The organism is Pantoea sp. (assembly GCF_039594315.1).
Lineage (GTDB): Bacteria > Pseudomonadota > Gammaproteobacteria > Enterobacterales > Enterobacteriaceae > Pantoea.
The window spans coordinates 1-22,409 of sequence record NZ_JBCNNP010000058.1; the positions used below are offsets into that span (position 1 = coordinate 1).

At 53.1% G+C, this 22,409-nt stretch carries 18 protein-coding genes; 8 read left to right on the top strand and 10 right to left on the bottom strand.

The features are described 5' to 3' along the window. Positions 1–678: 678 nt before the first annotated feature. From rsmG to ravA, 7 genes are all read right to left on the bottom strand, one after another. Positions 679–1,296 (bottom strand): 16S rRNA (guanine(527)-N(7))-methyltransferase RsmG, encoded by a 618-nt coding sequence (gene rsmG, locus ABDW13_RS20440; RefSeq protein ID WP_343554372.1) that lies wholly within the window; start codon positions 1,294–1,296, stop codon positions 679–681. Positions 1,297–1,343: 47 nt separating this feature from the next. Next, positions 1,344–3,233, bottom strand: coding sequence for a tRNA uridine-5-carboxymethylaminomethyl(34) synthesis enzyme MnmG (gene mnmG, locus ABDW13_RS20445; RefSeq protein ID WP_343554373.1), 1,890 nt, complete (start codon positions 3,231–3,233; stop codon positions 1,344–1,346). A 443-nt stretch (positions 3,234–3,676) separates the two neighbouring features. Next, the gene (mioC, locus tag ABDW13_RS20450; protein ID WP_343554374.1) at positions 3,677–4,117 is read right to left on the bottom strand and encodes an FMN-binding protein MioC; all 441 of its coding nucleotides are present in this window, start codon (positions 4,115–4,117) and stop codon (positions 3,677–3,679) included. Between the two features lie 153 nt (positions 4,118–4,270). Continuing rightward, entirely contained in the window at positions 4,271–4,732 is a 462-nt protein-coding gene (asnC, locus tag ABDW13_RS20455; RefSeq protein ID WP_007893613.1) for a transcriptional regulator AsnC, read from the bottom strand. Between the two features lie 107 nt (positions 4,733–4,839). Next, on the bottom strand, positions 4,840–6,966 hold the full coding sequence (gene ovoA, locus ABDW13_RS20460; protein WP_343554375.1) for a 5-histidylcysteine sulfoxide synthase: 2,127 nt from the start codon (positions 6,964–6,966) through the stop codon (positions 4,840–4,842). 66 nt (positions 6,967–7,032) lie between these two features. After that, positions 7,033–8,493: an ATPase RavA stimulator ViaA gene (viaA, locus tag ABDW13_RS20465; RefSeq protein WP_343554376.1), complete on the bottom strand. Its 1,461-nt coding sequence runs from the start codon at positions 8,491–8,493 to the stop codon at positions 7,033–7,035. Continuing rightward, positions 8,490–9,986 carry an ATPase RavA gene (gene ravA / locus ABDW13_RS20470; RefSeq protein WP_343554377.1) on the bottom strand — a complete coding sequence of 499 codons (1,497 nt, stop codon included), beginning with the start codon at positions 9,984–9,986 and terminating at the stop codon, positions 8,490–8,492. Before ravA ends, viaA begins: the two co-directional genes overlap by 4 nt. A 298-nt stretch (positions 9,987–10,284) precedes the next feature. On the opposite strand from ravA, the gene kup reads away from it, so the two are divergent. Further along, positions 10,285–12,153, top strand: coding sequence for a low affinity potassium transporter Kup (kup, locus tag ABDW13_RS20475; RefSeq protein WP_343554378.1), 1,869 nt, complete (start codon positions 10,285–10,287; stop codon positions 12,151–12,153). 11 nt (positions 12,154–12,164) lie between these two features. Here kup and qseC read toward each other — a convergent pair whose 3' ends face one another. Both qseC and qseB read right to left on the bottom strand, forming a co-directional pair. Beyond that, positions 12,165–13,496 carry a quorum sensing histidine kinase QseC gene (gene qseC / locus ABDW13_RS20480; RefSeq protein ID WP_343554379.1) on the bottom strand — a complete coding sequence of 444 codons (1,332 nt, stop codon included), beginning with the start codon at positions 13,494–13,496 and terminating at the stop codon, positions 12,165–12,167. Further along, positions 13,493–14,155 (bottom strand): quorum sensing response regulator transcription factor QseB, encoded by a 663-nt coding sequence (gene qseB, locus ABDW13_RS20485; RefSeq protein ID WP_343554380.1) that lies wholly within the window; start codon positions 14,153–14,155, stop codon positions 13,493–13,495. The genes qseC and qseB overlap by 4 nt, the downstream gene beginning before the upstream one ends. Positions 14,156–14,335: 180 nt before the next feature. Here qseB and ABDW13_RS20490 point away from each other — a divergent pair, with 180 nt between their 5' ends. The 7 genes from ABDW13_RS20490 (at position 14,336) to rbsR (ending at position 20,699) form a co-directional block, all read left to right on the top strand. Continuing rightward, positions 14,336–14,731: a YgiW/YdeI family stress tolerance OB fold protein gene (locus ABDW13_RS20490; RefSeq protein WP_343554381.1), complete on the top strand. Its 396-nt coding sequence runs from the start codon at positions 14,336–14,338 to the stop codon at positions 14,729–14,731. A gap of 171 nt (positions 14,732–14,902) precedes the next feature. After that, positions 14,903–15,322: a D-ribose pyranase gene (gene rbsD / locus ABDW13_RS20495; RefSeq protein WP_343554382.1), complete on the top strand. Its 420-nt coding sequence runs from the start codon at positions 14,903–14,905 to the stop codon at positions 15,320–15,322. A gap of 7 nt (positions 15,323–15,329) precedes the next feature. Next, positions 15,330–16,838, top strand: a complete 1,509-nt coding sequence (gene rbsA, locus ABDW13_RS20500) for a ribose ABC transporter ATP-binding protein RbsA (protein ID WP_343554383.1) — start codon at positions 15,330–15,332, stop codon at positions 16,836–16,838. Beyond that, on the top strand, positions 16,835–17,806 hold the full coding sequence (gene rbsC, locus ABDW13_RS20505) for a ribose ABC transporter permease (protein ID WP_343554384.1): 972 nt from the start codon (positions 16,835–16,837) through the stop codon (positions 17,804–17,806). The genes rbsA and rbsC overlap by 4 nt, the downstream gene beginning before the upstream one ends. Positions 17,807–17,832: 26 nt before the next feature. Next, on the top strand, positions 17,833–18,708 hold the full coding sequence (rbsB, locus tag ABDW13_RS20510; protein WP_343554385.1) for a ribose ABC transporter substrate-binding protein RbsB: 876 nt from the start codon (positions 17,833–17,835) through the stop codon (positions 18,706–18,708). 64 nt (positions 18,709–18,772) lie between these two features. Then, on the top strand, positions 18,773–19,702 hold the full coding sequence (gene rbsK / locus ABDW13_RS20515) for a ribokinase (RefSeq protein WP_343554386.1): 930 nt from the start codon (positions 18,773–18,775) through the stop codon (positions 19,700–19,702). 13 nt (positions 19,703–19,715) lie between these two features. Beyond that, positions 19,716–20,699, top strand: a complete 984-nt coding sequence (gene rbsR / locus ABDW13_RS20520) for a ribose operon transcriptional repressor RbsR (RefSeq protein ID WP_343554389.1) — start codon at positions 19,716–19,718, stop codon at positions 20,697–20,699. Here rbsR and mdtD read toward each other — a convergent pair. Then, positions 20,696–22,099 carry a multidrug transporter subunit MdtD gene (gene mdtD / locus ABDW13_RS20525; RefSeq protein WP_343554387.1) on the bottom strand — a complete coding sequence of 468 codons (1,404 nt, stop codon included), beginning with the start codon at positions 22,097–22,099 and terminating at the stop codon, positions 20,696–20,698. The genes rbsR and mdtD overlap by 4 nt on opposite strands. Between the last annotated feature and the right edge of the window lie 310 nt (positions 22,100–22,409).

Here is a 22,409-nt window from a genome sequence, read left to right on the forward strand (position 1 = left end):
GCGTGTCGTATAAGACTGCCTTTACTCATTTGAGTCAAGCAGCAAAAGCCGTGCAAATTATACGGGCGCCACCTGCGATTTCAATCGGTAAGTAGCGAAAAGGTGAACAATTATTTAAATTTCTTTCCAGAGTGCTATTTTTCAAAACATCGGCTTCTGGCAATGCTCCGCTGAAAGTCTGAAATTGCGCTTTCAACTTGCTTTTAAAGCGTGCTTTAGATCACATAATAAACAATGAATAGCAGGGTAATTTTGTTTAAGAGAGGAAAATGAAGATTTCAAAAATGGGCAAATTCATTACCAATCAGTAAATTAGAATTATTCTGAAATCAAAGCAGGTTAATTTTCGATGAAAACACTCTATTGACATCATGTGCTGCAATAAAAACGTAAAACTGATATTACGCACGCCAATTTATTGCAGAGTTATATTTTCAGCAGTGATTATTTGGCAACGGAAATAGCGGTGTAGACGTGATCTAAGTGATAATGAAATGTGAATTAATCGTTAAATGTAACAAAAATTTTCGGATAATTTCCGGCGTGAATGTTAACTCGCTCACCCTGCCCTGCGGAATAAAAGCTTTTGACTAAAAGTGTTCGATTGCTGATTTTTCATGCAACGAAAACACTAAGACAAACGGCATGAACTGGCTTAAATCCATACCGTTTTAAGGGCTATTGGCGAGTAATGATCACCAGATGGCGCTCACCATCCAACTCTGGCACCAACAACGGTTGAATTTTCTCCACTGCAAAGCCCGCAGGCAAGGCGGAAATTTCATCGTCTGGACGTACACCTTTCAGCGCATAAAAGCGCCCTTCACTGCCCGGTAAATGATGGCACCAGTTCAACATATCTTCCAGCGACGCAAAAGCGCGACTGATGACACCATCAAAAGGCGGCTCAGAAGGAAACTCTTCCACGCGGCTCTGCACCGGAGAGACGTTAGTGAGCCCTAACTCATGCTGTACCTGACGCAAGAATCGCACGCGTTTGCCGAGGCTATCCAGCAGTGTGAAATGGGATTGCGGACGTACAATCGCCAGCGGAATTCCCGGCAATCCCGGTCCAGTGCCCACATCGATAAAGCGATCACCCTGCAAATGCGGCTCAACCACCACGCTATCGAGAATGTGACGAACCAGCATCTGCTGTGGGTCGCGAACCGACGTCAGATTATAGGCCTTGTTCCACTTATGCAGCAGCTCAACATAGCCAACCAGTTGTTGTTTTTGTTGATCGGTAAGGGAAATGTTTGCCGCATTCAGCAGCGAAGAGAGTTTGTTAATCACGAGGAGAATTCCATTAACGGGGGCGAGTCGCCTCGCCCCGAAGTCGATCAGGCGCTTTTACGCAGCAGACCTTGTTTTTTCAGGTAAATCAGCAAAATGGAGATCGCCGCTGGCGTAATACCAGAAATACGCGATGCCTGGCCAATTGAAGTCGGTTTGTGATCGTTGAGTTTGGCAATCACTTCATTCGATAAGCCATTCACCTGACGATAATCGAGCTCAACCGGCAACAAGGTGTTTTCATTGCGCTGCTGGCGATCGATCTCTTCCTGCTGACGCGCAATATAACCTTCGTATTTAACCTGAATTTCCACCTGCTCAGCGGCTTGTTCATCAAGCAATGCTGGACCGTAGCTGGCAAGTGAAGTCAGCAATGGATAAGTCATTTCAGGACGACGCAACAGATCCTCACCGCTGGCTTCTTTAGTCAGTGGAGCGCTGATCACCGCATTCACTTCAGCGACGTTGTCAGATTTTGGATGCACCCACAGATCGCGCAGACGTTGACGTTCTTGCTCAATCGCTTCCAGTTTCTGGTTATAGCGTGCCCAACGCGCATCATCCACCAGGCCCAATTCACGGCCAGTTTCAGTTAAACGCAGATCGGCGTTGTCTTCGCGCAGCATCAAGCGATATTCCGCGCGTGAGGTAAACATGCGGTACGGCTCTTTGGTACCCAACGTGCAGAGATCGTCAACCAGCACACCGAGATAAGCTTGATCGCGGCGTGGTGCCCAACCTTCTTTGTCTGCAGATGCGCGTGCGGCGTTTAAACCCGCCAGCAAACCTTGCGCCGCCGCTTCTTCGTAACCGGTGGTGCCGTTGATCTGTCCAGCAAAGAACAAGCCGTGAATAAATTTGCTTTCCAGCGTTGGCTTCAAATCACGCGGATCGAAGAAATCGTATTCGATGGCATAGCCAGGACGCACGATTTTGGCGTTCTCCAAACCTTTCATTGAACGGACGATCTGCATCTGTACATCAAATGGCAAACTGGTAGAGATGCCGTTGGGATAGATCTCGTTGCTGGTTAAGCCTTCCGGCTCCAGGAAGATCTGGTGTGCGTTACGATCGGCAAAGCGCATCACTTTGTCTTCGATCGATGGACAATAACGCGGGCCGATCCCTTCGATGATCCCGGCATACATCGGGCTGCGATCAAGGTTATTGCGGATCACATCGTGAGTTTGCTCGTTGGTATAAGTGATCCAGCACGGCACCTGTTGTGGATGCTGTGCAACGTTGCCCATAAACGAAAACACCGGCATCGGATTATCACCGTGCTGAGGTGTCAGCACTGAAAAATCAATTGAGCGTGCGTCGATACGCGGTGGCGTACCGGTTTTCAAACGGTTTACACGCAATGGCAGTGCACGCAGGCGTTTAGCCAGTGGGATGGACGGCGGATCGCCTGCACGGCCACCGCTGTAGTTATCCAGACCAATATGGATTTTGCCATCGAGAAATGTTCCGACGGTCAGCACCACGGTTTTGGCGCGGAACTTTAAACCCATCTGCGTCACAGCACCGACCACGCGATCGTTTTCCACAATCAGATCGTCAACCGCTTGCTGGAAGATCATCAGGTTCGGCTGATTTTCCAGTGCTGTGCGTACCGCCTGGCGATACAGCACGCGGTCTGCTTGTGCACGCGTAGCGCGAACCGCTGGGCCTTTGCTGGCGTTTAGTATCCTAAACTGGATACCTGCCTGATCAATTGCCGTGGCCATCAAACCGCCTAAGGCATCCACTTCCTTAACCAGATGTCCTTTCCCGATGCCACCGATCGCCGGATTACAGGACATTTGTCCAAGCGTATCAATGTTATGGGTGAGTAACAGGGTTTGCTGACCCATTCGAGCGGCGGCCATCGCGGCCTCTGTGCCCGCATGACCACCACCGATTACGATGACGTCAAAAGGATCTGGATAAAACATGAAGTGGGTCCTCGTTGAATGTTCGGACAGGGATTGTTGCCCTGGGCGGTGGATTCTACTGAAATTCTGTCGGCGGCGAAAGTCGCGGGATCCTGAGGTTTTAAAAGAAAGGATCTTAAGTCTTTTATATGATCTCTCTGTTAGATCTACTATTAGGATCGCGCCTGCCTGTTGATAACCCAGAAAAGCAATGACTTAACAGTGAATTAGAGAGGATCGTTTGCTGTGAATGATCGGTGATCCTGATCCGTATAAGCTGGGATCAAAAGTGACACTTATGCACAGGCTAAAAAAGAAACAACCGTTGTTCTTTGGATAACTACCGGTTATACGCAAGATTAAGCCTATGTTATCCACAGTTGATTGCGTGATAAACGGATAAAAACAGCGTAATAAACTGGGGATCGTCGTTTATTCCCGATCCCCAACCGCTTAAGATCGTTTTAAATCTGCGTTTTCCACGTTGCGACCCACACTTCGGCCGCGTCTTCTGGGATCTCATGCTCTAGCACGTCGATCTCCAGGCGATCGCCAATGCGTTTAGCACCCAACTGGTTCAATTGCTCTTCCAGCAGCTTGATCGCGCCGCAGAAAAGATCATATTCGTGATTGCCGATGCCAACCGCACCATAACGCAGGCCGGAAAGGTCCGGTTGTGTCTCTTGTAGTGCTTCATATAAAGGAAGCAAATTATCTGGCAGTTCACCGGCACCGTGCGTGGAGGTAACAATCAGCCAAATACCTTCAGGTTGCAGCTCATCCAGCTCTGGGCCATGTAGCACCTCGGTCGAGAAGCCTGCTTCCTGTAATTTTTCTTCCAGATGTTCGGCAACATACTCGGCGCTGCCAAGGGTGCTTCCACTGATTAACGTAATATCGGCCATGATGCTCTCCCGCACTAAAGGCGAGCATTGTACGCTGTGATCAAGCCGTGATCCACCTGTGGACAACAGGGTTAATAGTAGAAAGCATCAGGCGGCAAGTCACGTTGTACGCGTGATCTGCCGGGGATAAGTTTGTGCACAGTTAGCTGGGGATCAAGGCTTGATGGTGCGCATGATCGGGTTTTGCAGGGAGATCAGGGTTTCGGTGGACTGGATTTCGTCGATGGTCTGGATCTTGTTGATCAACACTTGTTGCAAGGCGTCGATCGATCGGCACATCACTTTGATAAAGATGCTGTAATGGCCTGTGGTGTACCAGGCTTCAACCACTTCATCCAATGCTTCCAGCTTGCTCAGTGCTGCCGGATAATCGCGCGCGCTTTTGAGGATAATGCCGATAAAGCAGCAGACATCGAAGCCAAGCTGACGCGGATCGATCTCGACGCGCGTGCCCAAAATAATCCCGGCCTGACGCATCTTTTCCACGCGGACATGAATCGTGCCAGGGCTAACATTGAACTGTTTGGCGAGCTCGGCGTAAGCAGTACGCGCATTTTGCAGCAGCGCATTAAGGATGCCGCGATCCAGGTTATCCAGCTGAAGGTGTTCCGCCATTGTCCATCCTCGTTGAGTTCTTCTTCTATGAATAAAGGAGAATGTGCAGCAATTTAGCGGTGCAGGCAAGGTGCAGACAACAGCCATGCCGCTGCCTGCACGCTTTTTTAACGCTTACGCCAGAAGGTGACTTGCGCTTGGGTATGTTGGAATTTGCGCGCCGTCTCGCGGATGACGAATGGAACATCCTGTGGCGGTGCGACTTCGTCGAACGCATCGCGCAGTTCACGTTGCAGCGCTTGATAGGTGGTTAACGCTTCGCCATTCTCACGCACGCCGCCCAGCCAGTTCTCCTTCGGCGTGAAGTCCTCCAGCCAGGTGTACGGTGACGACAGCACCAGCAATCCGCCAGAACGGATCATTGGAGTGATGTCCTGTAAGAAGCGTTTGGGCTGGCGCAGGCGATCGATCAGGTTCGACGCTAATACCAAATCGTAACGATCCGGCTGCGGCTTGAGATTACAGGCATCGCCCTGCACAAACTGGATGCGCTGCGCTTGCTCGCTACCGAGATCAAACTCCTTCAACCGTACCTGACGATACTCCACCAGCTCACCTTCTTCCGGCACCACATAACGGAAATCTTCGCCAGAAGTCAGTTGCAACGCGACATCGATAAAGCGTGCCGAGTAATCCATACCGGTGACTTCATCGAAATAGCGCGCCAGTTCAAAGCTGGCACGTCCGGTGGCACAACCGATATCCAGCGCTTTGCCGCGTGCTCCACAGTGTGGCAGCAATTTTTCCACCAGCGCGACGGCGTAATTTGCCACGCCGTAGTAACTCGGTCCGTACTGGAAATCGAGATATTGCGACACCATGCTGTCGGTTTCATAAGGGTTGAGCGCCATGGTTTCTTCGTGCGAGGAAACCACATAGCGGAAGCCAGCATGCTGGAAGAAATGACGGCGGAAAGCGTAACGTGCGGATTTCAGCGCTTCGTTGCCGGTAGAAATCCAGCTGCCACCTTTGATCAGTGCATGCTTGCCATCAAAGGTCGGGGTTGAGAAATCGTCATACAGCGGATGAACCTTAAAGCCTTCGAAACCGTTGGTCGGCGTGGTAGTCCACTGCCAGACATTGCCGACGATGTCGTAAAAATCACCCTGGGCAAAGCGATCAACCGGGCTGGAGGACGCCCAATACGCCAGATTGATATTGCCCGGTGCCTCGATCCAATCCGGTTGATCGCCGCTAACCTGCTCACGCAGTTGCGCCCATTCGGCCTCGCAAGGAAGCTGAACCGATTTGCCGGTCTCTTCTGCCATCCAACGGCAGAACGCGGCGGCTTCAAGTTGGTTCACTTCCGCTGGCCAATCCCACGGCATGGCAATCTCTTCGGCCATCACGCGCAGTTTTAGCTGATCGGGTAGCTTTTCATCGCCGACCCAAAAGGTGGGCATCTGCGCGCCAGAAAATTCGCGCCAGCCCCAACCTTCATCATCCCACCAACGCCGATCGTTGTATCCGCCGGCAGCAATAAAGGTATAAAACTCGGCGTTGCTCACCAACATTTTGCTGGCTTTGAAGGGCTTGAGTTCGGTTTGCTGATTGCCGTATTCATTATCCCAACCGTAGGTATCGTCCGTTTTACCTTGTTGTACGCGGCCACCAGGCATGGCGATCAGCGTATTTGCAGGCACCGAATGACGATCGTGGCGTGCCTGCGGACAAACCGGCCAATGCGGCTGCGGTTTTACCCAGGCAATCGGTAGCTGGCGGATCAGTACGCTGGAAGTTTCCAGGTGAATACGCTCGTGTTCGATGCCCATCAGCACCACCCAAGCAGGGCTTTCCCAGTTGATCGGCAAATCCAGCGGCATGCTGCGAATGAATTCACTCACCAGGCTTTTCACTTTGCCGCGGTAGTCGCGCACTTCAGCGATGGTCGGCCAATCGTAATGACTGTCGTTGAGATCGTCCCAACTCATTTCATCCACGCCAATCGCCATCATCGCTTCGATACGATCGTCTACGCGGTTTTCCAGATAGCGGCCCGCCATCAACTTATTAATGTAGAAAGTTGCGGTGTGGCCAAAATAGAAGATCAGCGGATGGCGCAGCGAAATAGCTTTATTGAACCAGGCGCGATCGTCGGCCAGGCAATCAAACAAGCTCTCATACAGTTCCCAGGTTTGGGTGAAATACGCCAGCAGATCGGCCCGTTTTTGTTCGGAGTTTTGGCCGGAAAGTCGCAGCGTTTGCGTCGGTGCGGGAAGTTTGGCGGTGGTCACGTGATGCTCCAATTGCTCTGTGTGCGAACTTATCACTATAGCAAATAAGCATTTCCGTCTGATGAATTAGCGCTGCCAGCGGCGCAACAGGCGGCTTTTCAAGCCGGTATCAAAGCGCCAGATGTGATCGAAGATGCGCAAAATGCCGGGTTTGCCGTGCAGCGACATGGCAACAGCGTGAAAGCGTTGTTGATATTGGCGCTGGCGCTGCTTGATGGTGCTGACTACGTCGTCTGGCAATCGTTGGGCAATAAAATCTGACACGATCACCGCATCCGCTTCCTGCCACGCGCTACCTTCCATGCGTTTCACCACCGCGGCGAGACAGGCGGCGAGATCGGTGCCGCCGCGAAAACGCTGGCTCAGGAAGCGAATCGCCTGCTCAATGCCGTTATCGGCGGTCAGTTCATAGCCGATCACTTCATGCGCGAACAACATGATGTAGCAGCGGCGCTTATCCGCCAAAGCGACTTTTAACAATGCGAGGCAAAACGCCTTGGCACAGCGTTCGTTAAAACCGCCCATCGAACCAGAAGTATCGACGCAGACGATAAACGGGCCGCGCGGTTGCTCTTCATGTTGCTGGTGGCTGACCGGGCTCATGGTGACTTTCTCGTGCCACGCATCGCCCTGTAAGCGATAAGTCAGCAAGCGTTTTTCCACCAATCGACGATAGAACTCCAGCTCCAACTCGCTGATGCTCAGCGCCGCCAACTCGGGCGGCAGCAGGCGCAACACGTCATCACTTTGATGAATACCGCTGACTTCTTCCGGCACATTGTCCGGTTCACGCACTAACTGATGAAACTCTTCCAGCGGTGCATCCTGCGATGGCACCGATTTGGCTTCACGACTGCGGCCCAACTGCTGCGCCAGTTTCATCAGTTCTGGCTGCTGCGCGAGAAAATCACCGTATTGCACGATCAGCTCATAATCGCCGTGTTGCAGCGGCGCTTTGCTCAAATCCCACAAACGCCCGGCTGCTGCTTCATCATCATCAGTCAGAATCGGTGCCAGTTGACCGCTAATCGCCATGCGCTGCTGTAATTCCGCCATCAACCGTTCACGCTGCTCTTCCAGAATGGTTTCGTTCAACGTTAGCGTTTGCAGCGTCAGGCTCAGCCGCCAGCGCTGTAAAAACAGCGTGTGCTGTGCGCTGCTGAGTTGCTCGCTTTCCGCATGCAGCAACAGTTTGCTGGCTTCTTCAATGAATGGCGACGGCAGGCTTTTCAGCTGCGTCATGATGTTGGGTAACTGGCGGGTGAAATCAGAATTACTCAGTAACTGCATTTGTTGAAACATCTGAAACTCGTGCGCCAGCGCTTCCGGCACCGGCGTGACTTTGATCTGCTCGGCGATTTCTGATCGCCAGCGTGGCAGATCGCGCATCAGCGCCTGCTTCATACGCGGAAATTTTTCGAAGAACAATGCCAACTGCGGCGAGGCGAGCAGCGCTAAAATCAACTCTTCGATTAACTCGGTTTCGCCAATCGATAAAAGCGTGCTCAGCGCCTCCAGCGAGATCATTTTCTCGCCTGTTTCAGCTGTTCTGCTACATCTTGCAGGCTGGTTTCAATGCGCGCCAACCAATCATCGCTAATGAACAAGCAGCGCTGATGCTGGCTAAACAGCGTACGTTGAGCACGCAGCTGAGTTTCTAGCGCATCATATTCATCCACGATCTCTTGCGGCATTTCGCTACTGTTGCTGGCCCCCGGCAAGGTTAGACGTGTCGATTGCAGGCTGACATCACGCAGCGTCAGGCAATGATGCGTATCCACCAGCAGATCCAGCGTCTGACCAAAACCAATACCGTTAAGCTTGCCGCGAATTTCACCGCCTTTCAGCAGCCATTGATTCAACGCTTCGCGGCCAATCAGCACGTGCGTAACTTGCATATCGTGCAGCATCAGCGGCTGTTGCAGCATCAATGTCAGCTGTTCATCGCTCATCGATTCCGGCAATTCATAGTGCGGTTTACGGCTGAACATGCCGCTGTGTTTTTCCAGCGTCAGCGCTTGCGCCACGCTTTGCTGCTGTTGCAGCGCTAAACGACGTCCTTTGATTTGCTGCAATTTGTGCAGTAGCGGCTGTTGCTGCCACGCATGTTGAGTGATCAGCGCATCGATTTCACGATCCAGCATCTTCATTGAGGCGACGTCATGCCACAGACAATCTTTCAGCAAAATCAGATCGATCGGCGCGATGGTGACGCGGCCGCTGTAGAAGGCGCTGGCCTGCAATAAATGAATGGCTTTCTTCCAGCGACGATCGGAGATGTAAGGCGCATCCGGCAACGTTTCCAGTTGCTGGCGCAGCTGATAAATCAATTCGAACACGTTATCCGGCAAATTGACCTGGCTAATGCCTTGTTGCCACTGATGATATTCTTCATCGCTGATGCGCAATGACTCGATCACCGGATTGTCGTTTTCATCTTGCTGGTGGGTCAACATGCTGCGGAAGTTCTGCTTCTCATGCACGTTATCCAGCCACAGGCGAATCAGCATGCGGTCATACAACGCTTCCAAACCGCTATCCGCTTCGGGCAGTTCGTTGGAGGCGGTGACCAATAAGCGCATAGGGATTTTTTCTTCGCTGTCGCCGTTGCGGAAGCGACGTTCGTTGATGGCGGTCAGCAAGGTATTGAGAATGGCAGGGCCAGCTTTCCAGATCTCGTCGAGGAAGACGATTTCAGCATCCGGCAGATAACCTTTGGTTAATCGCTGATAGCGCCCTTCATCTTTCAGCGCCTGTATCGACAAAGGGCCAAACACTTCTTCTGGAGTGGAAAAACGGGTCATCAGGTATTCAAAAGCGCGGGCGTGTTGGAAGGCATATTTCAGGCGGCGGGCAATCAAGCTTTTCGCGATGCCCGGCGGCCCGAGCAGAAACACGCTTTCACCGCTCAATGCGGCGAGCAGGCAGAGGCGGATCGCATGATGGCGTTCGTACAGCCCTTTTTCCAGAGCGTTGCTCAGGCGAGAAATTCTTTCTGCCAAAAGATGGGGTTGAGCCATAATCACATCATTGTCCTTTTGATCCTGGTGCCGTCAAATTTGGCGAGCGCAATACTCTACTGATTATCATGCGCGATTGCGTTGATAGCCGTCAGCTTTTTTGTTTCAGAAGGTTGATGCGAGAGAACTCGCCGCTTCCCGCGGTTTTTTGGGCCGAATTTCGGCGAAAAACCGCGTCACTGGCGGACTAATGACACTTTGTAAGAGTAGGTTTTTTTGGGAATATGTGCATACTGTGCGCTTTTTGATGGCTTGAGCGGTAGGCAAATGCCTCATCGGCTCCAACAAAAGACAACTTATGAGCTCGGATAAGAAACAGTCCCTTGGGGCAGTCACACTCGCTGCGATTGGCGTGGTGTATGGCGATATCGGCACCAGCCCGCTGTATACATTGCGTGAATGTCTTTCCGGTCAGTTTGGTTTTGGCGTTGAACGCGAAGCGGTTTTTGGCTTCCTTTCGCTGATCTTCTGGCTGCTGATTCTGGTGGTTTCACTTAAATACATCAGCTACGTGATGCGTGCGGATAACGCCGGTGAAGGCGGCATCTTGACGTTGATGTCGTTGGCTGGCCGCCATACTGGCGCCAGAGCCACGGCGATTCTGGTGATAATGGGCCTGATTGGCGGCAGCTTCTTCTATGGTGAGGTGGTGATCACGCCGGCGGTTTCGGTGCTCTCCGCGATAGAAGGTCTGGAAATTGCTGCTCCGAGCCTCGATGCCTATATCGTGCCGCTAGCGATTGCGGTACTGACGTTGTTATTCGTGATTCAAAAGCACGGCACCGGCATTGTTGGCAAGCTGTTCGCTCCGGTGATGTTGCTGTGGTTTTTGGTGTTGGCGGTGCTCGGTGCGCGTAGCATCATCGACAATCCCGACGTGTTGCACGCCATGAACCCGTATTGGGCGGTGCACTTCTTCATCGAATATAAAACCGTTTCCTTCTTCGCGCTGGGTGCGGTGGTGCTGGCGATTACCGGCGTGGAAGCGCTGTATGCCGATATGGGCCACTTCGGCAAATTCCCGATTCGTCTTGCCTGGTTCATTGTGGTGCTGCCGTCATTGGTGCTGAACTACTTTGGTCAGGGCGCGCTGTTGCTCAAACATCCTGAAGCGATCAAGAACCCGTTCTTCCTGCTGGCGCCAGATTGGATGCTGATCCCAATGTTGATTCTGGCGACGTTAGCCACCGTCATCGCTTCACAAGCCGTTATCTCAGGCGTGTTCTCGTTAACCCGCCAGGCGGTGCGTTTGGGCTATTTGCCACCGATGCGCATCGTACACACCTCAGAAGAAGAGTCGGGTCAGATCTACATTCCGGTGATCAACTGGTTGCTCTACTTCTCCGTCGTCATCGTGATTGTTGGGTTTGAGCACTCAAGTAATCTGGCGGCAGCGTATGGTATCGCGGTCACCGGCACCATGGTGCTGACTGCTATTCTGTGCTCCACCGTGGCGATTCAAAACTGGCACTGGAACCGCTATTTGGTGATTCTGATTCTGATTGCCATGCTGTGTATCGACGTTTCGCTGTTCTCCGCCAACTTGATCAAAGTGTTCTCGGGCGGTTGGTTGCCACTGACGCTGGCGCTGGTGATGTTTATCGTCATGACCACCTGGAAGAGCGAGCGCTTCCGTTTGCTGCGTCGTATGCATGAACACGGCAATTCACTGGAAGCGATGATTGCCTCGCTGGAGAAATCGCCGCCGGTACGCGTGCCTGGCACAGCGGTTTATATGTCGCGTGCACTGAACGTCATCCCGTTTGCCATGCTGCATAATCTCAAGCACAACAAAGTGCTGCATGAGCGCGTGGTGTTGCTGACCTTGCGTACCGAAGATGCGCCATACGTGCATAACGTACGTCGCGTCACCATCGAGCAGTTGTCGCCGACGTTCTGGCGTGTGGTGGCAAGCTACGGCTGGCGTGAAACCCCGAACGTGGAAGAGATTTTCCACCGCTGCGGTCTTGAAGGTCTTAACTGCCGCATGATGGAAACCTCGTTCTTTATGTCGCATGAATCGCTGATTATTGGCGATCGTCCGTGGTATCTGCGCCTGCGCGGCAAGCTGTTCCTCGCGCTGCAACGCAATGCGCTGCGTGCGCCGGATCAATTTGAAATCCCACCCAATCGCGTGATCGAATTGGGCACGCAGGTCGAGATTTAACGTACTGCGCGTCACCAGCTCAAGGTGACGCGCAGCCCTCCCTGTGCCGCGTGACTGAACACCAGCCGAATACCGTGCAACTGCGCAATATTCTTCACGATCGATAATCCCAGTCCGCTACCGCTTTGTGCTTGCCCTGGCGGCCGCCAGAAGCGCTCACCTAAGCGCGCTAATTGTTCTTCACTGACACCAGCCCCGTTATCTTCAACGATGATGGCGCGCTGATCGAGCTGGATTTGAACTGTGCTGCCAGCCGGTGAATAGCGCAGCGCGTTATCCAGCAGATTGCGCACCAGTAAACTCAACAACAGTGGGTGACCGTTCATCACCGGTTCTGCGTGACCGTTAAATGCGAGTTCAATATGCTGTTGCTCTGCTTGCGGGAAATGTTCGGCCAGTAAATTTTGCAGCAGCGGAGCCAATGCGACCGGCTGAAACTCGCTGCGCAGATCATCCGCTTCCACGCGGGAAAGCGTCAGCAGTTGATCCACCAGCCGCGTGGCACGCACGATGCCGCTATCCAATTGCTGCAGTGCGCGTTTGCGCATTGCCTCATCGTCATCTGCCAGCTGAATCACTTCACTTTGCACCCGCAACGCCGCCAACGGGCTACGCAGTTCATGCGCGGCATCGGAGGTAAAACGCCGTTCGCGCTGCACCAATTCTGCCATGCGACTGAACAAACCATTGAGTGCGGCCACCAACGGTTTCACCTCTTTTGGCAAGCGCGCTTCAGAGAGCGGCGTGGCATCATCCGGTGCTCGCTGATGTAACTTGGTCGTCAATTGTTTCAATGGACGCAGTTCGAACCACACCAGCGCGAGTAAAAACAGCAACATCAATGGGATGGCGATCAACCATGGCAGCAAACTGCTGAGCGCCAAATCGCGTGTCATATCGTCGCGGTATTCCCACTCCTGGCCAACCACCACGCGATAGCGTTTATCCGCTGAAGTCAGCCACAATAGCCGCCAGCTGTCTTTATCACCGCGCAAGCGTCCATCGGTAAAACCATCGCGGCGATAATCAAACTGAAGATCGCGGCCGTTCTCTCCATCATTCAGCAGCGGCTGACCCTCAGCGCTAAAAATGGCAAACGCCAGCGCATCGTCATCCTGATCGCCGCGATGATGGCGCAGGATAGACTTGGTTTTCGGCAACGTCACTTCGTGCAGTGAAGTGGGATCGAGTGCAATCAAACGTTTGGCGAACAGCATTTGTTGGGTATCAAACAGCTCGTCGACCTTATCGCGCGTTTGGTGCCATGCGCTGACAGTGGCAAGGCCACCACAAATCAAAATCAGCAGCACAAAGCCGATGGCGAGGCGCAGGAAAAGACTCATTCCGCCGCACCTAAGGTGTATCCCACGCCGTGAACGGTCCGAATAAACTGACTGCCGAGTTTTTTTCGCAGATGGTGGATATGCACTTCCACTGCATTGCTGGAGACATCATCGTCCCAGCTATACAACTTCTCTTCTAATTGGCTGCGCGTCAACACGCGACCCGGATTGCGCAGGAATAACTCGAGTAGCGCCAGTTCGCGGCTTTTCATGCTCACGGCTTCACCGTCGATTTGCACGCAATTGCTGCCGGGTATCATCACCATCTTGCCGTGTTTTAACTCAGGTTGTAGTTGCCCGTGACGACGGCGAATCAATGCCTGCAAACGTGCAGCCACTTCCGTTAGCGCAAACGGCTTGCACAGATAATCGTCGGCACCCAGTTGTAAGCCTTGCACCCGCTGATCCAGCGCATCGCGCGCGGTGAGGATCAGCACCGGCACATCCTGTCCTTGTTGGCGCCATTGACGCAGGATGTCTAAACCATCGCGTTCCGGCAGCGACAAATCTAACACCACCGCATCCCAGGGCGCGGCTGCCAATGCTTGAAAACCGCTTTCACCTGAGACAAACCAATCCACGGTAAAGCCGAGTTTGGTCAGCCCGACTTTCAAACCGTCGCCGATTAGCGAGTCATCTTCAATCAGTAAAATGCGCATCAGTTCTCCTTGTATTATGCGGAGTTATACGAAGCACAATGGCGCTTGTACAGCGAAAATGGCCGCAAATGGACTATTTTTCATGAATTTTTGCATGTCCGGTTCTCTTAAGATCCTGTTAAGAACCTTGTGATGAAATAGCTGCCGTAAACCACACATTCATGGAAAAGAGGTGAAAATATGAAAAAGTCAGCCGCACTGATTGCGATTGTTATGTTAGCCGCCACGCCAGTTTTGGCCGCACAACAAGGTGGCTTTGTTGATCCTAATGCGCCAACGGCTCAAGCGAAAACCGGCGGCTTCCAGGCGGGTGATGTGAGCATTGTTACCGTGAAGCAAGCCGAAGAGATGAAAGATGACAGCTGGATCACCGTGCGTGGTCATTTAGAAAAGCAGATCGGTGATGAGGATTATCAATTTCGCGACGCCAGCGGCACCATGAAGGTGGAAATTGACCACAAACGCTGGAACGGTTTGACCATAACGCCAAAGGATCAGGTCGAGTTGACCGGCAAGCTGGATAAGGATTTCAACTCCATCGAACTGGACGTTAAACAAGTACGCAAACTGCCATAATTTCGCTTAGGGAGCTGCGCAGTCGGCTCCCATTCCCCCCAAACTCAAATTATTCCCGGCACAAGCGAAACGTTTCGATGGCGATCACATTTCCGTGATGTCGCGATTGAGTTGCCTCGTGCATTTTATACACTCCCGCTCAGCGAAACGTTTCGCTGTGGAGTGGAAGAAATGAAAAAAGGTCGCTTGTTAAACGCTGAAGTCTCTCATGTGATAGCCCGCCTTGGGCACACCGATACGTTGACGATTGCCGATGCAGGCTTGCCGATTCCGGCGGGTCCACAGCGCATCGATCTGGCGTTAACGCCGGGTACGCCTGAATTTTTACAGGTGGTGGACGTCATCACGCAGGAGATGCAGGTCGAAAGCGCCTTAATGGCGGAGGAGATCAAGCAACACAATCCGCAGCTCCACAGCGCACTGCTCGCCGTGCTCGACGCCTTGCAACAGCACCAGGGAAATGTCATCACCATCCGTTACATCAGCCATGAACAGTTCAAACAACAAACTCAGCGTAGTCAGGCGGTCATTCGCAGCGGAGAGTGTTCTCCGTATGCGAATGTCATCCTGAGCGCTGGCGTGACCTTCTGAGGCCGTTATGCAACCGTTATTGCAACTCAAAGGGATTGAAAAATCGTTCCCCGGCGTGAAGGCGTTGAATGGCGCATCGCTGGCGGTTTATCCGGGCCGCGTGATGGCGTTGGTCGGCGAAAACGGTGCCGGCAAATCCACCATGATGAAAGTGCTCACCGGCATTTACAGCATGGATGCCGGCATCATGAAGTGGCTGGGTGAAAATGTGGTGTTCTCTGGGCCAAAAGCGTCACAGGAAGCCGGCATTGGCATCATCCATCAGGAACTCAACCTGATTCCGCAACTCTCGGTTGCTGAGAATATTTTCCTCGGTCGTGAATTCGTTAACCGCTTTGGCCGCATCGAATGGAAAAAGATGTATGCCGCAGCGGATGCGCTATTGCAGCGCCTGAACCTGCGTTTCAACAGCCACAAGCTGGTGGGCGATTTGTCGATTGGCGATCAGCAAATGGTCGAGATCGCCAAGGTGCTCAGCTTCGAATCCAAAGTCATCATTATGGATGAACCTACCGACGCGCTCACTGATACCGAAACGCTGTCGCTGTTTCGCGTCATCAACGAGCTAAAAGCGCAAGGCTGCGGCATCGTCTATATCTCGCACCGCATGAAAGAGATCTTCGAAATTTGCGATGACGTTACCGTGTTCCGTGATGGGCAATTTATTGCCGAGCGTGCGGTGAGCGATCTTAGCGAAGAGAGCCTGATCGAGATGATGGTTGGTCGCAAGCTGGAGGATCAATATCCGCGTATCGATCAACAACCGGGTGAAATCCGTCTGAAAGTTGAAAATCTCAGCGGGCCGGGTGTGGATGATGTGAGCTTCACGCTGCGCAAAGGCGAAATTCTAGGCGTATCCGGCCTGATGGGCGCGGGACGTACCGAATTAATGAAAGTGCTGTACGGCGCGCTGCCGCGCAGCAAAGGCAAAGTCACGCTCAATGGCCGCGAAATCACTACCCGTTCACCGCAAGATGGATTAGCCAACGGTATCGTTTATATCTCCGAAGATCGCAAGCGCGATGGTTTGGTGCTGGGCATGTCGGTGAAAGAGAACATGTCGCTGACTGCGCTGCGTTATTTCAGCACCGGCGCGGGCAATCTGCGCCACAGTGACGAGCAGCTGGCGGTGGGTGATTTTATCCGTTTGTTCAACGTCAAAACGCCCTCAATGGAGCAGCCAATCGGCCTGCTTTCTGGCGGTAATCAGCAGAAAGTGGCGATTGCGCGCGGCTTAATGACGCGTCCGGATGTGTTGATCCTTGATGAACCGACGCGTGGCGTGGACGTTGGCGCGAAAAAAGAAATTTATCAATTAATTAACCAGTTTAAAGCCGAAGGGCTGAGCATCATTTTGGTGTCGTCGGAAATGCCGGAAGTGTTGGGCATGAGCGATCGCATTGTGGTGATGCATGAAGGCCATCTGAGTGGCGAATTTTCCCGTGAGCAAGCTACCCAGGAATCTCTGATGGCGGCGGCAGTCGGTAAGCAACACAGCGAGGAGTTAGTTGTATGAGTACCCAAACCTTACCCGCCAGCCGTCGCTGGTTCAGCAAAGCCTGGCTGCTGGAGCAGAAATCACTGATTGCGTTGATTGTGCTGATCGCCGTGGTCGCCAGCCAGAGTCCGAATTTCTTCACGCTGGCCAACATGTTCAACATTCTCCAGCAAACGTCGGTTAACGCCATTATGGCAGTCGGCATGACGTTGGTGATTCTGACATCAGGCATTGATTTATCCGTGGGATCGCTGTTGGCGCTGACCGGCGCGGTGGCGGCATCGATTGTCGGATTGGAAGTGAATGCGCTGGTGGCGGTGGCGGCTTCGCTGGCGTTGGGCGCGGCAATTGGCGGCATTACCGGCGTGATCGTGGCGCGCGGCAAGGTGCAAGCGTTTATCGCCACACTGGTGATGATGTTGCTGCTGCGTGGCGTCACCATGGTTTACACCAACGGCAGCCCAATCAATACCGGTTTTAACGATAACGCCGATCTATTTGGCTGGTTCGGTATTGGCCGCCCGTTGGGCATTCCAACGCCGGTTTGGTTGATGGTGATCGTGTTCGCGCTGGCGTGGTACATGCTGCATCACACCCGTCTTGGCCGCTACATCTATGCGCTGGGCGGCAACGAAGCGGCGACGCGCTTGTCTGGCATCAACGTTAATCGCGTCAAAATCATTGTCTATTCGCTGTGCGGCCTGTTGGCAGCTTTAGCGGGCACCATCGAAGTGGCACGCCTCTCTTCTGCGCAACCGACAGCGGGCACCGGTTATGAACTGGATGCGATTGCGGCGGTGGTGCTGGGCGGCACCAGCCTGGCGGGCGGCAAAGGCCGCATCATGGGTACGCTGATTGGTGCGCTGATCCTCGGTTTCCTTAACAACGGTTTGAATCTGATGGGCGTCTCTTCCTATTACCAGATGATTGTTAAAGCCGTTGTCATTCTGCTAGCGGTGCTGGTGGATAACAAAAGCAGTAAATAACTCTGACCCTCACACAGGATTTAACAATGAAAAAGTTAACTGCATTGGCTGTCATTCTTGGCGCCACCCTCAGTGCTGGCGCGATGGCAAAGGACACCATTGCTCTGGTCGTATCGACTCTGAATAATCCGTTCTTTGTGTCTCTGAAAGATGGCGCACAGAAAGAAGCTGACCAACTGGGTTATAACCTCGTGGTGCTGGATTCACAGAACAACCCGGCGAAAGAGCTGGCGAACGTGCAGGACTTAACGGTACGTGGCACCAAGCTGCTGCTGATCAACCCAACCGATTCTGATGCGGTAGGTAACGCGGTGAAAATGGCGAACCAGGCCAACATCCCAGTCATCACCCTGGACCGCGTGGCAGCGCAAGGTACCGTCGTGAGCCACGTCGCCTCAGACAACCGTTTCGGCGGCAAAATGGCCGGTGACTTCATTGCCAAAAAACTTGGCGATGGCGCGAAAATTATTGAACTGCAAGGCATTGCCGGTACGTCTGCGGCGCGCGAACGTGGCGAAGGTTTCAAACAGGCGGCTGATGCACACAAATTCAATATCCTGGCGAGTCAACCTGCTGACTTCGACCGTACTAAAGGTTTGAACGTGATGCAGAACCTGCTGCAAGGACATCCAGATGTGCAGGCCGTGTTTGCTCAGAACGATGAAATGGCGCTGGGCGCGCTGCGTGCATTGCAAACTGCCGGCAAAACCGATGTGCTGGTGGTGGGTTTTGATGGCACCGCTGACGGTGTGAAAGCCGTTGAATCAGGTAAACTGACCGCCACTGTGGCGCAGATGCCAGACAAGATCGGCATGATTGGCGTGCAAACTGCCGATAAAGTCTTGAAAGGCGAGAAGGTGCAATCGGTGAATCCGGTTGACCTGAAGCTAGTAACCAAATAATAAGTAAAGAAAAGCAGGGCAACGCGCCACCTTCCCGGTGGCGCATCTTTCTGGATGAATCCCAATGAGCAAAAGCGCAAAACTGGCCGTTCTCGGTAGCATCAATGCCGATCACATCCTCAATCTCGCCCACTTCCCGCGTCCGGGCGAAACGGTGATCGGGAAACAGTATCAAATTGCCTTTGGCGGCAAAGGTGCCAATCAGGCGGTTGCTGCCGGACGTGCTGGCGCTGACATTGCTTTTATTGCTTGCGTGGGCGCCGATGATATTGGCGAGCGCATCCGCCAACAATTGCAGCAAGACCGCATTGATACCGCGCCGGTTGAAACCGTGGTTGATGAAGCCACCGGCGTGGCGATGATCTTCGTGAATGGCGAAGGTGAAAATAATATTGGCATCTATTCCGGGGCGAATGCGGCGCTGACGCCAGATTGCGTGGCGCGCCATCAACAGGTTATTGCTGATGCAGACGCGGTGCTGATGCAGCTTGAATCACCGCTGGAAAGTGTTTTAGCCGCGGCGAAAATCGCCCGCGCGCAGCAGACGCAAGTGATCCTCAATCCCGCACCTGCCACCGAACTCTCCGACGAATTGCTGGCGCTGATCGATATCATCACGCCGAACGAAACCGAAGCGGAAATTCTCACCGGCATCGCGGTGAAAAGTGATGAAGATGCGGCGCGCGCTGCACAGGCTTTGCATGCGAAAGGCATTCACACGGTGTTAATCACCTTGGGGCGTCGTGGCGTATGGCTGAGCGAGCAAGGCAATGGCGTGCGTATTCCCGGCTTCAGTGTGCAAGCCATCGATACTATCGCAGCGGGTGATACCTTTAATGGCGCGTTTATTACCGCGCGATTAGAAGATGTCCCGATGCATGATGCGGTACGTTTTGCCCATGCGGCGGCGGCGATTGCGGTGACGCGTCCGGGCGCACAGCCCTCAGTGCCGTGGCGCACTGAGATCGACGCGTTCCTGCAACAACAGGGCTAAGCGCTTGGCTACTATGAAAGATGTCGCCCGTTTGGCGGGCGTATCAACCTCCACCGTCTCGCACGTGATCAATAACAATCGCTTTGTTAGCGAGCAGGTACGGGAAAAGGTCAATCAGGCGATTCGCGAGCTGAATTATGCGCCTTCTGCCTTGGCTCGCAGCCTGAAACTCAAACAAACCCGCACCATTGGCATGTTGCTGACGGCAAGCAGCAACCCGTTCTATTCCGAAGTGGTACGTGGCGTGGAAAATAGCTGCTATGAACGCGGCTACAGTTTGATTCTATGCAATACCGAAGGCGACGAAGAACGCATGAATCGCAGCCTGGAAACGCTGATGCAAAAACGCGTCGATGGTTTGCTGATGATGTGCACCGAAACCCATTTGCCCTCGGCGGAGATCCTTAATCGTTATCCTTCAGTGCCGATGGTGATGATGGATTGGGCGCCTTTTGAAGGGCGCGGCGATATCATTCAGGACAATGCGCTGCTGGGCGGCGAATTGGCCACTCAGCATCTGATTGATCGCGGCTATAAGCGCATCGCCTGCATCGCCGGGCCGCTGGACAAAACGCCTTCGCGCATGCGCTTGCAAGGTTTCCATAATGCGATGGCGAATAGCGGATTAATGGTGCCAGAAGGCTACGTTGTCGATGGTGATTTCGAGTTTCAGGGCGGTTTTAATGCTATGAACCTGCTTTTGGCGCTGGATACCCCGCCGGAAGCGGTGTTTACCAGCAACGATGCGATGGCGGTGGGCGTGTACCATGCGTTGTTCCAGGCCGGATTGCGCGTGCCGCAGGATATGGCGGTGATGGGCTACGACAACATTGAACTGGCGCGTTACCTCACGCCGCCACTGAGCACCATCCATCAACCGAAAGATGAGCTGGGTGAATTGGCGATCGACACCTTGATACATCGCATGAGCGACCCCGATGCCAGTCAGCAAACGCTGGTGCTGACGCCGGAGCTGGTGGAGCGTGGTTCGGTTTAAGCGCTTTTCTTCTTTTTATCGCGGTTGGCGATCAGATTACGACCATCGCCGGGGCGCAACATCATAAAGGTGAAGGCTGACAACACAGTGACAATGCCCATCGTCAGGAAAGTGGCGTGGAATTGCTGTACGGTGGTCGCTTCGAAATCTTGATAGAAGCGCAACACCGCGGCGCTGACGGCGACACCAAAGCTAATTGAAAGCTGCTGCGTTACCGCCAACACACTATTTCCGCCGCTGGCGTTCTCATCATTTAAATCTGCCAGCGTAATGGTGTTCATCGCCGTGAACTGCGTGGACATCGCCATGCCAAGAATCAACAGCGCTGCCAGTAACATCACCACGCTGCCGCCCGGCGATTGCAGTGCAAAAGTGGCGATCAGCAGACCAATAATGATAGTGATACCCACCAATGTTCTTCGATAACCTAAACGGCGCAGTATTTGCGTCACCGTGGATTTTGCCAGCAGCGCGCCAATCGCGGTTGGCCCCATCATGCAACCAGCAATAATCGCTGGATAGCCAAAGCCCACCTGTAACATCAACGGCATCAGGAACGGAATACACCCGGTGCCTAAGCGTGAGGCGATGTTACCAATGATGCCGACTGAGAAGGTGCGGGTTTTAAACATCGGCAAATTAATCAGCGGTGCCGGATGACGACGCGCGTGCACTATATATAGAAGCAATAACAGCACGCCGCTTAGCAGTACCAAGATGGCTTGCCACGGCAGAACCACGCGTTCTCCAAACAGCTCGATACCCACGGAAATCAGCACTAAGCCAACACCAAACAGCAGGAAGCCTAAAAAATCGAAGCGACGTTTCGGCGTGGTGAAGTCGGGCATGTATTTGCGTGCGTAAAAGATGCCTGCAATGCCGATAGGAATGTTGATCAGGAATATCCAATGCCAGCTGGCATAGGTGACTAACAAGCCGCCGAGCATTGGGCCGAGAATCGGGCCAACCAAGCCAGGCATGGTAACGAAGTTCAAAACAGGCAGCAGTTCACTGCGCGGATAAGCACGCAATAGTGCTAATCGCGCAACCGGCATCATCATCGCGCCGCCAATTCCTTGTATCACGCGTGAAACCACCAACATGCCTAGCGAACCCGATAAAGCACAGGCCAACGATCCCAGCGTAAACAGCGATACCGCAAAGATGAAGATTTTGCGCGTGCCATAGCGATCAGCCAACCAGCCACTGACCGGAATCAGCATGGCCACCGTTAGCGTGTAACTAATGACGGCGGATTGCATGGCAAGAGGGGAACGTTCAAGGCTGGTGGCTATAGCGGGAAGCGCAGTATTAAGAATAGTGGCATCGAGGGCTTGCATGAAAAACGCCATGGCGGCGATCCAGGGCAAACCGGCCATACTGCGCGCGGAGCGAATCATTGAAAATCCTTCTCTAATAATTGTCAGCCTGCAATAAAAAGAAATTGCGTGTGGTTAAACAGAATAGCATTGGTGTTTAAGGTGATGGCGCTGATTTGTGCCGCCTAAACGGCGATTTTGCTTGTTAATCCGGCAGGAAATGTCTGTTTTTAACGCGTTCGCTTAAAAATGTAGCGCTTAGGTATTTTTTTGCAATAAACCCTTGTCAGCTGCGAATAACTCCCTATAATGCGCCACCACTGAGACGGCAAAGCGGCAACGCAGACGGCTCAGCAGGGAGTGAAGAAATTCATCCCGCCGGATGAAAACG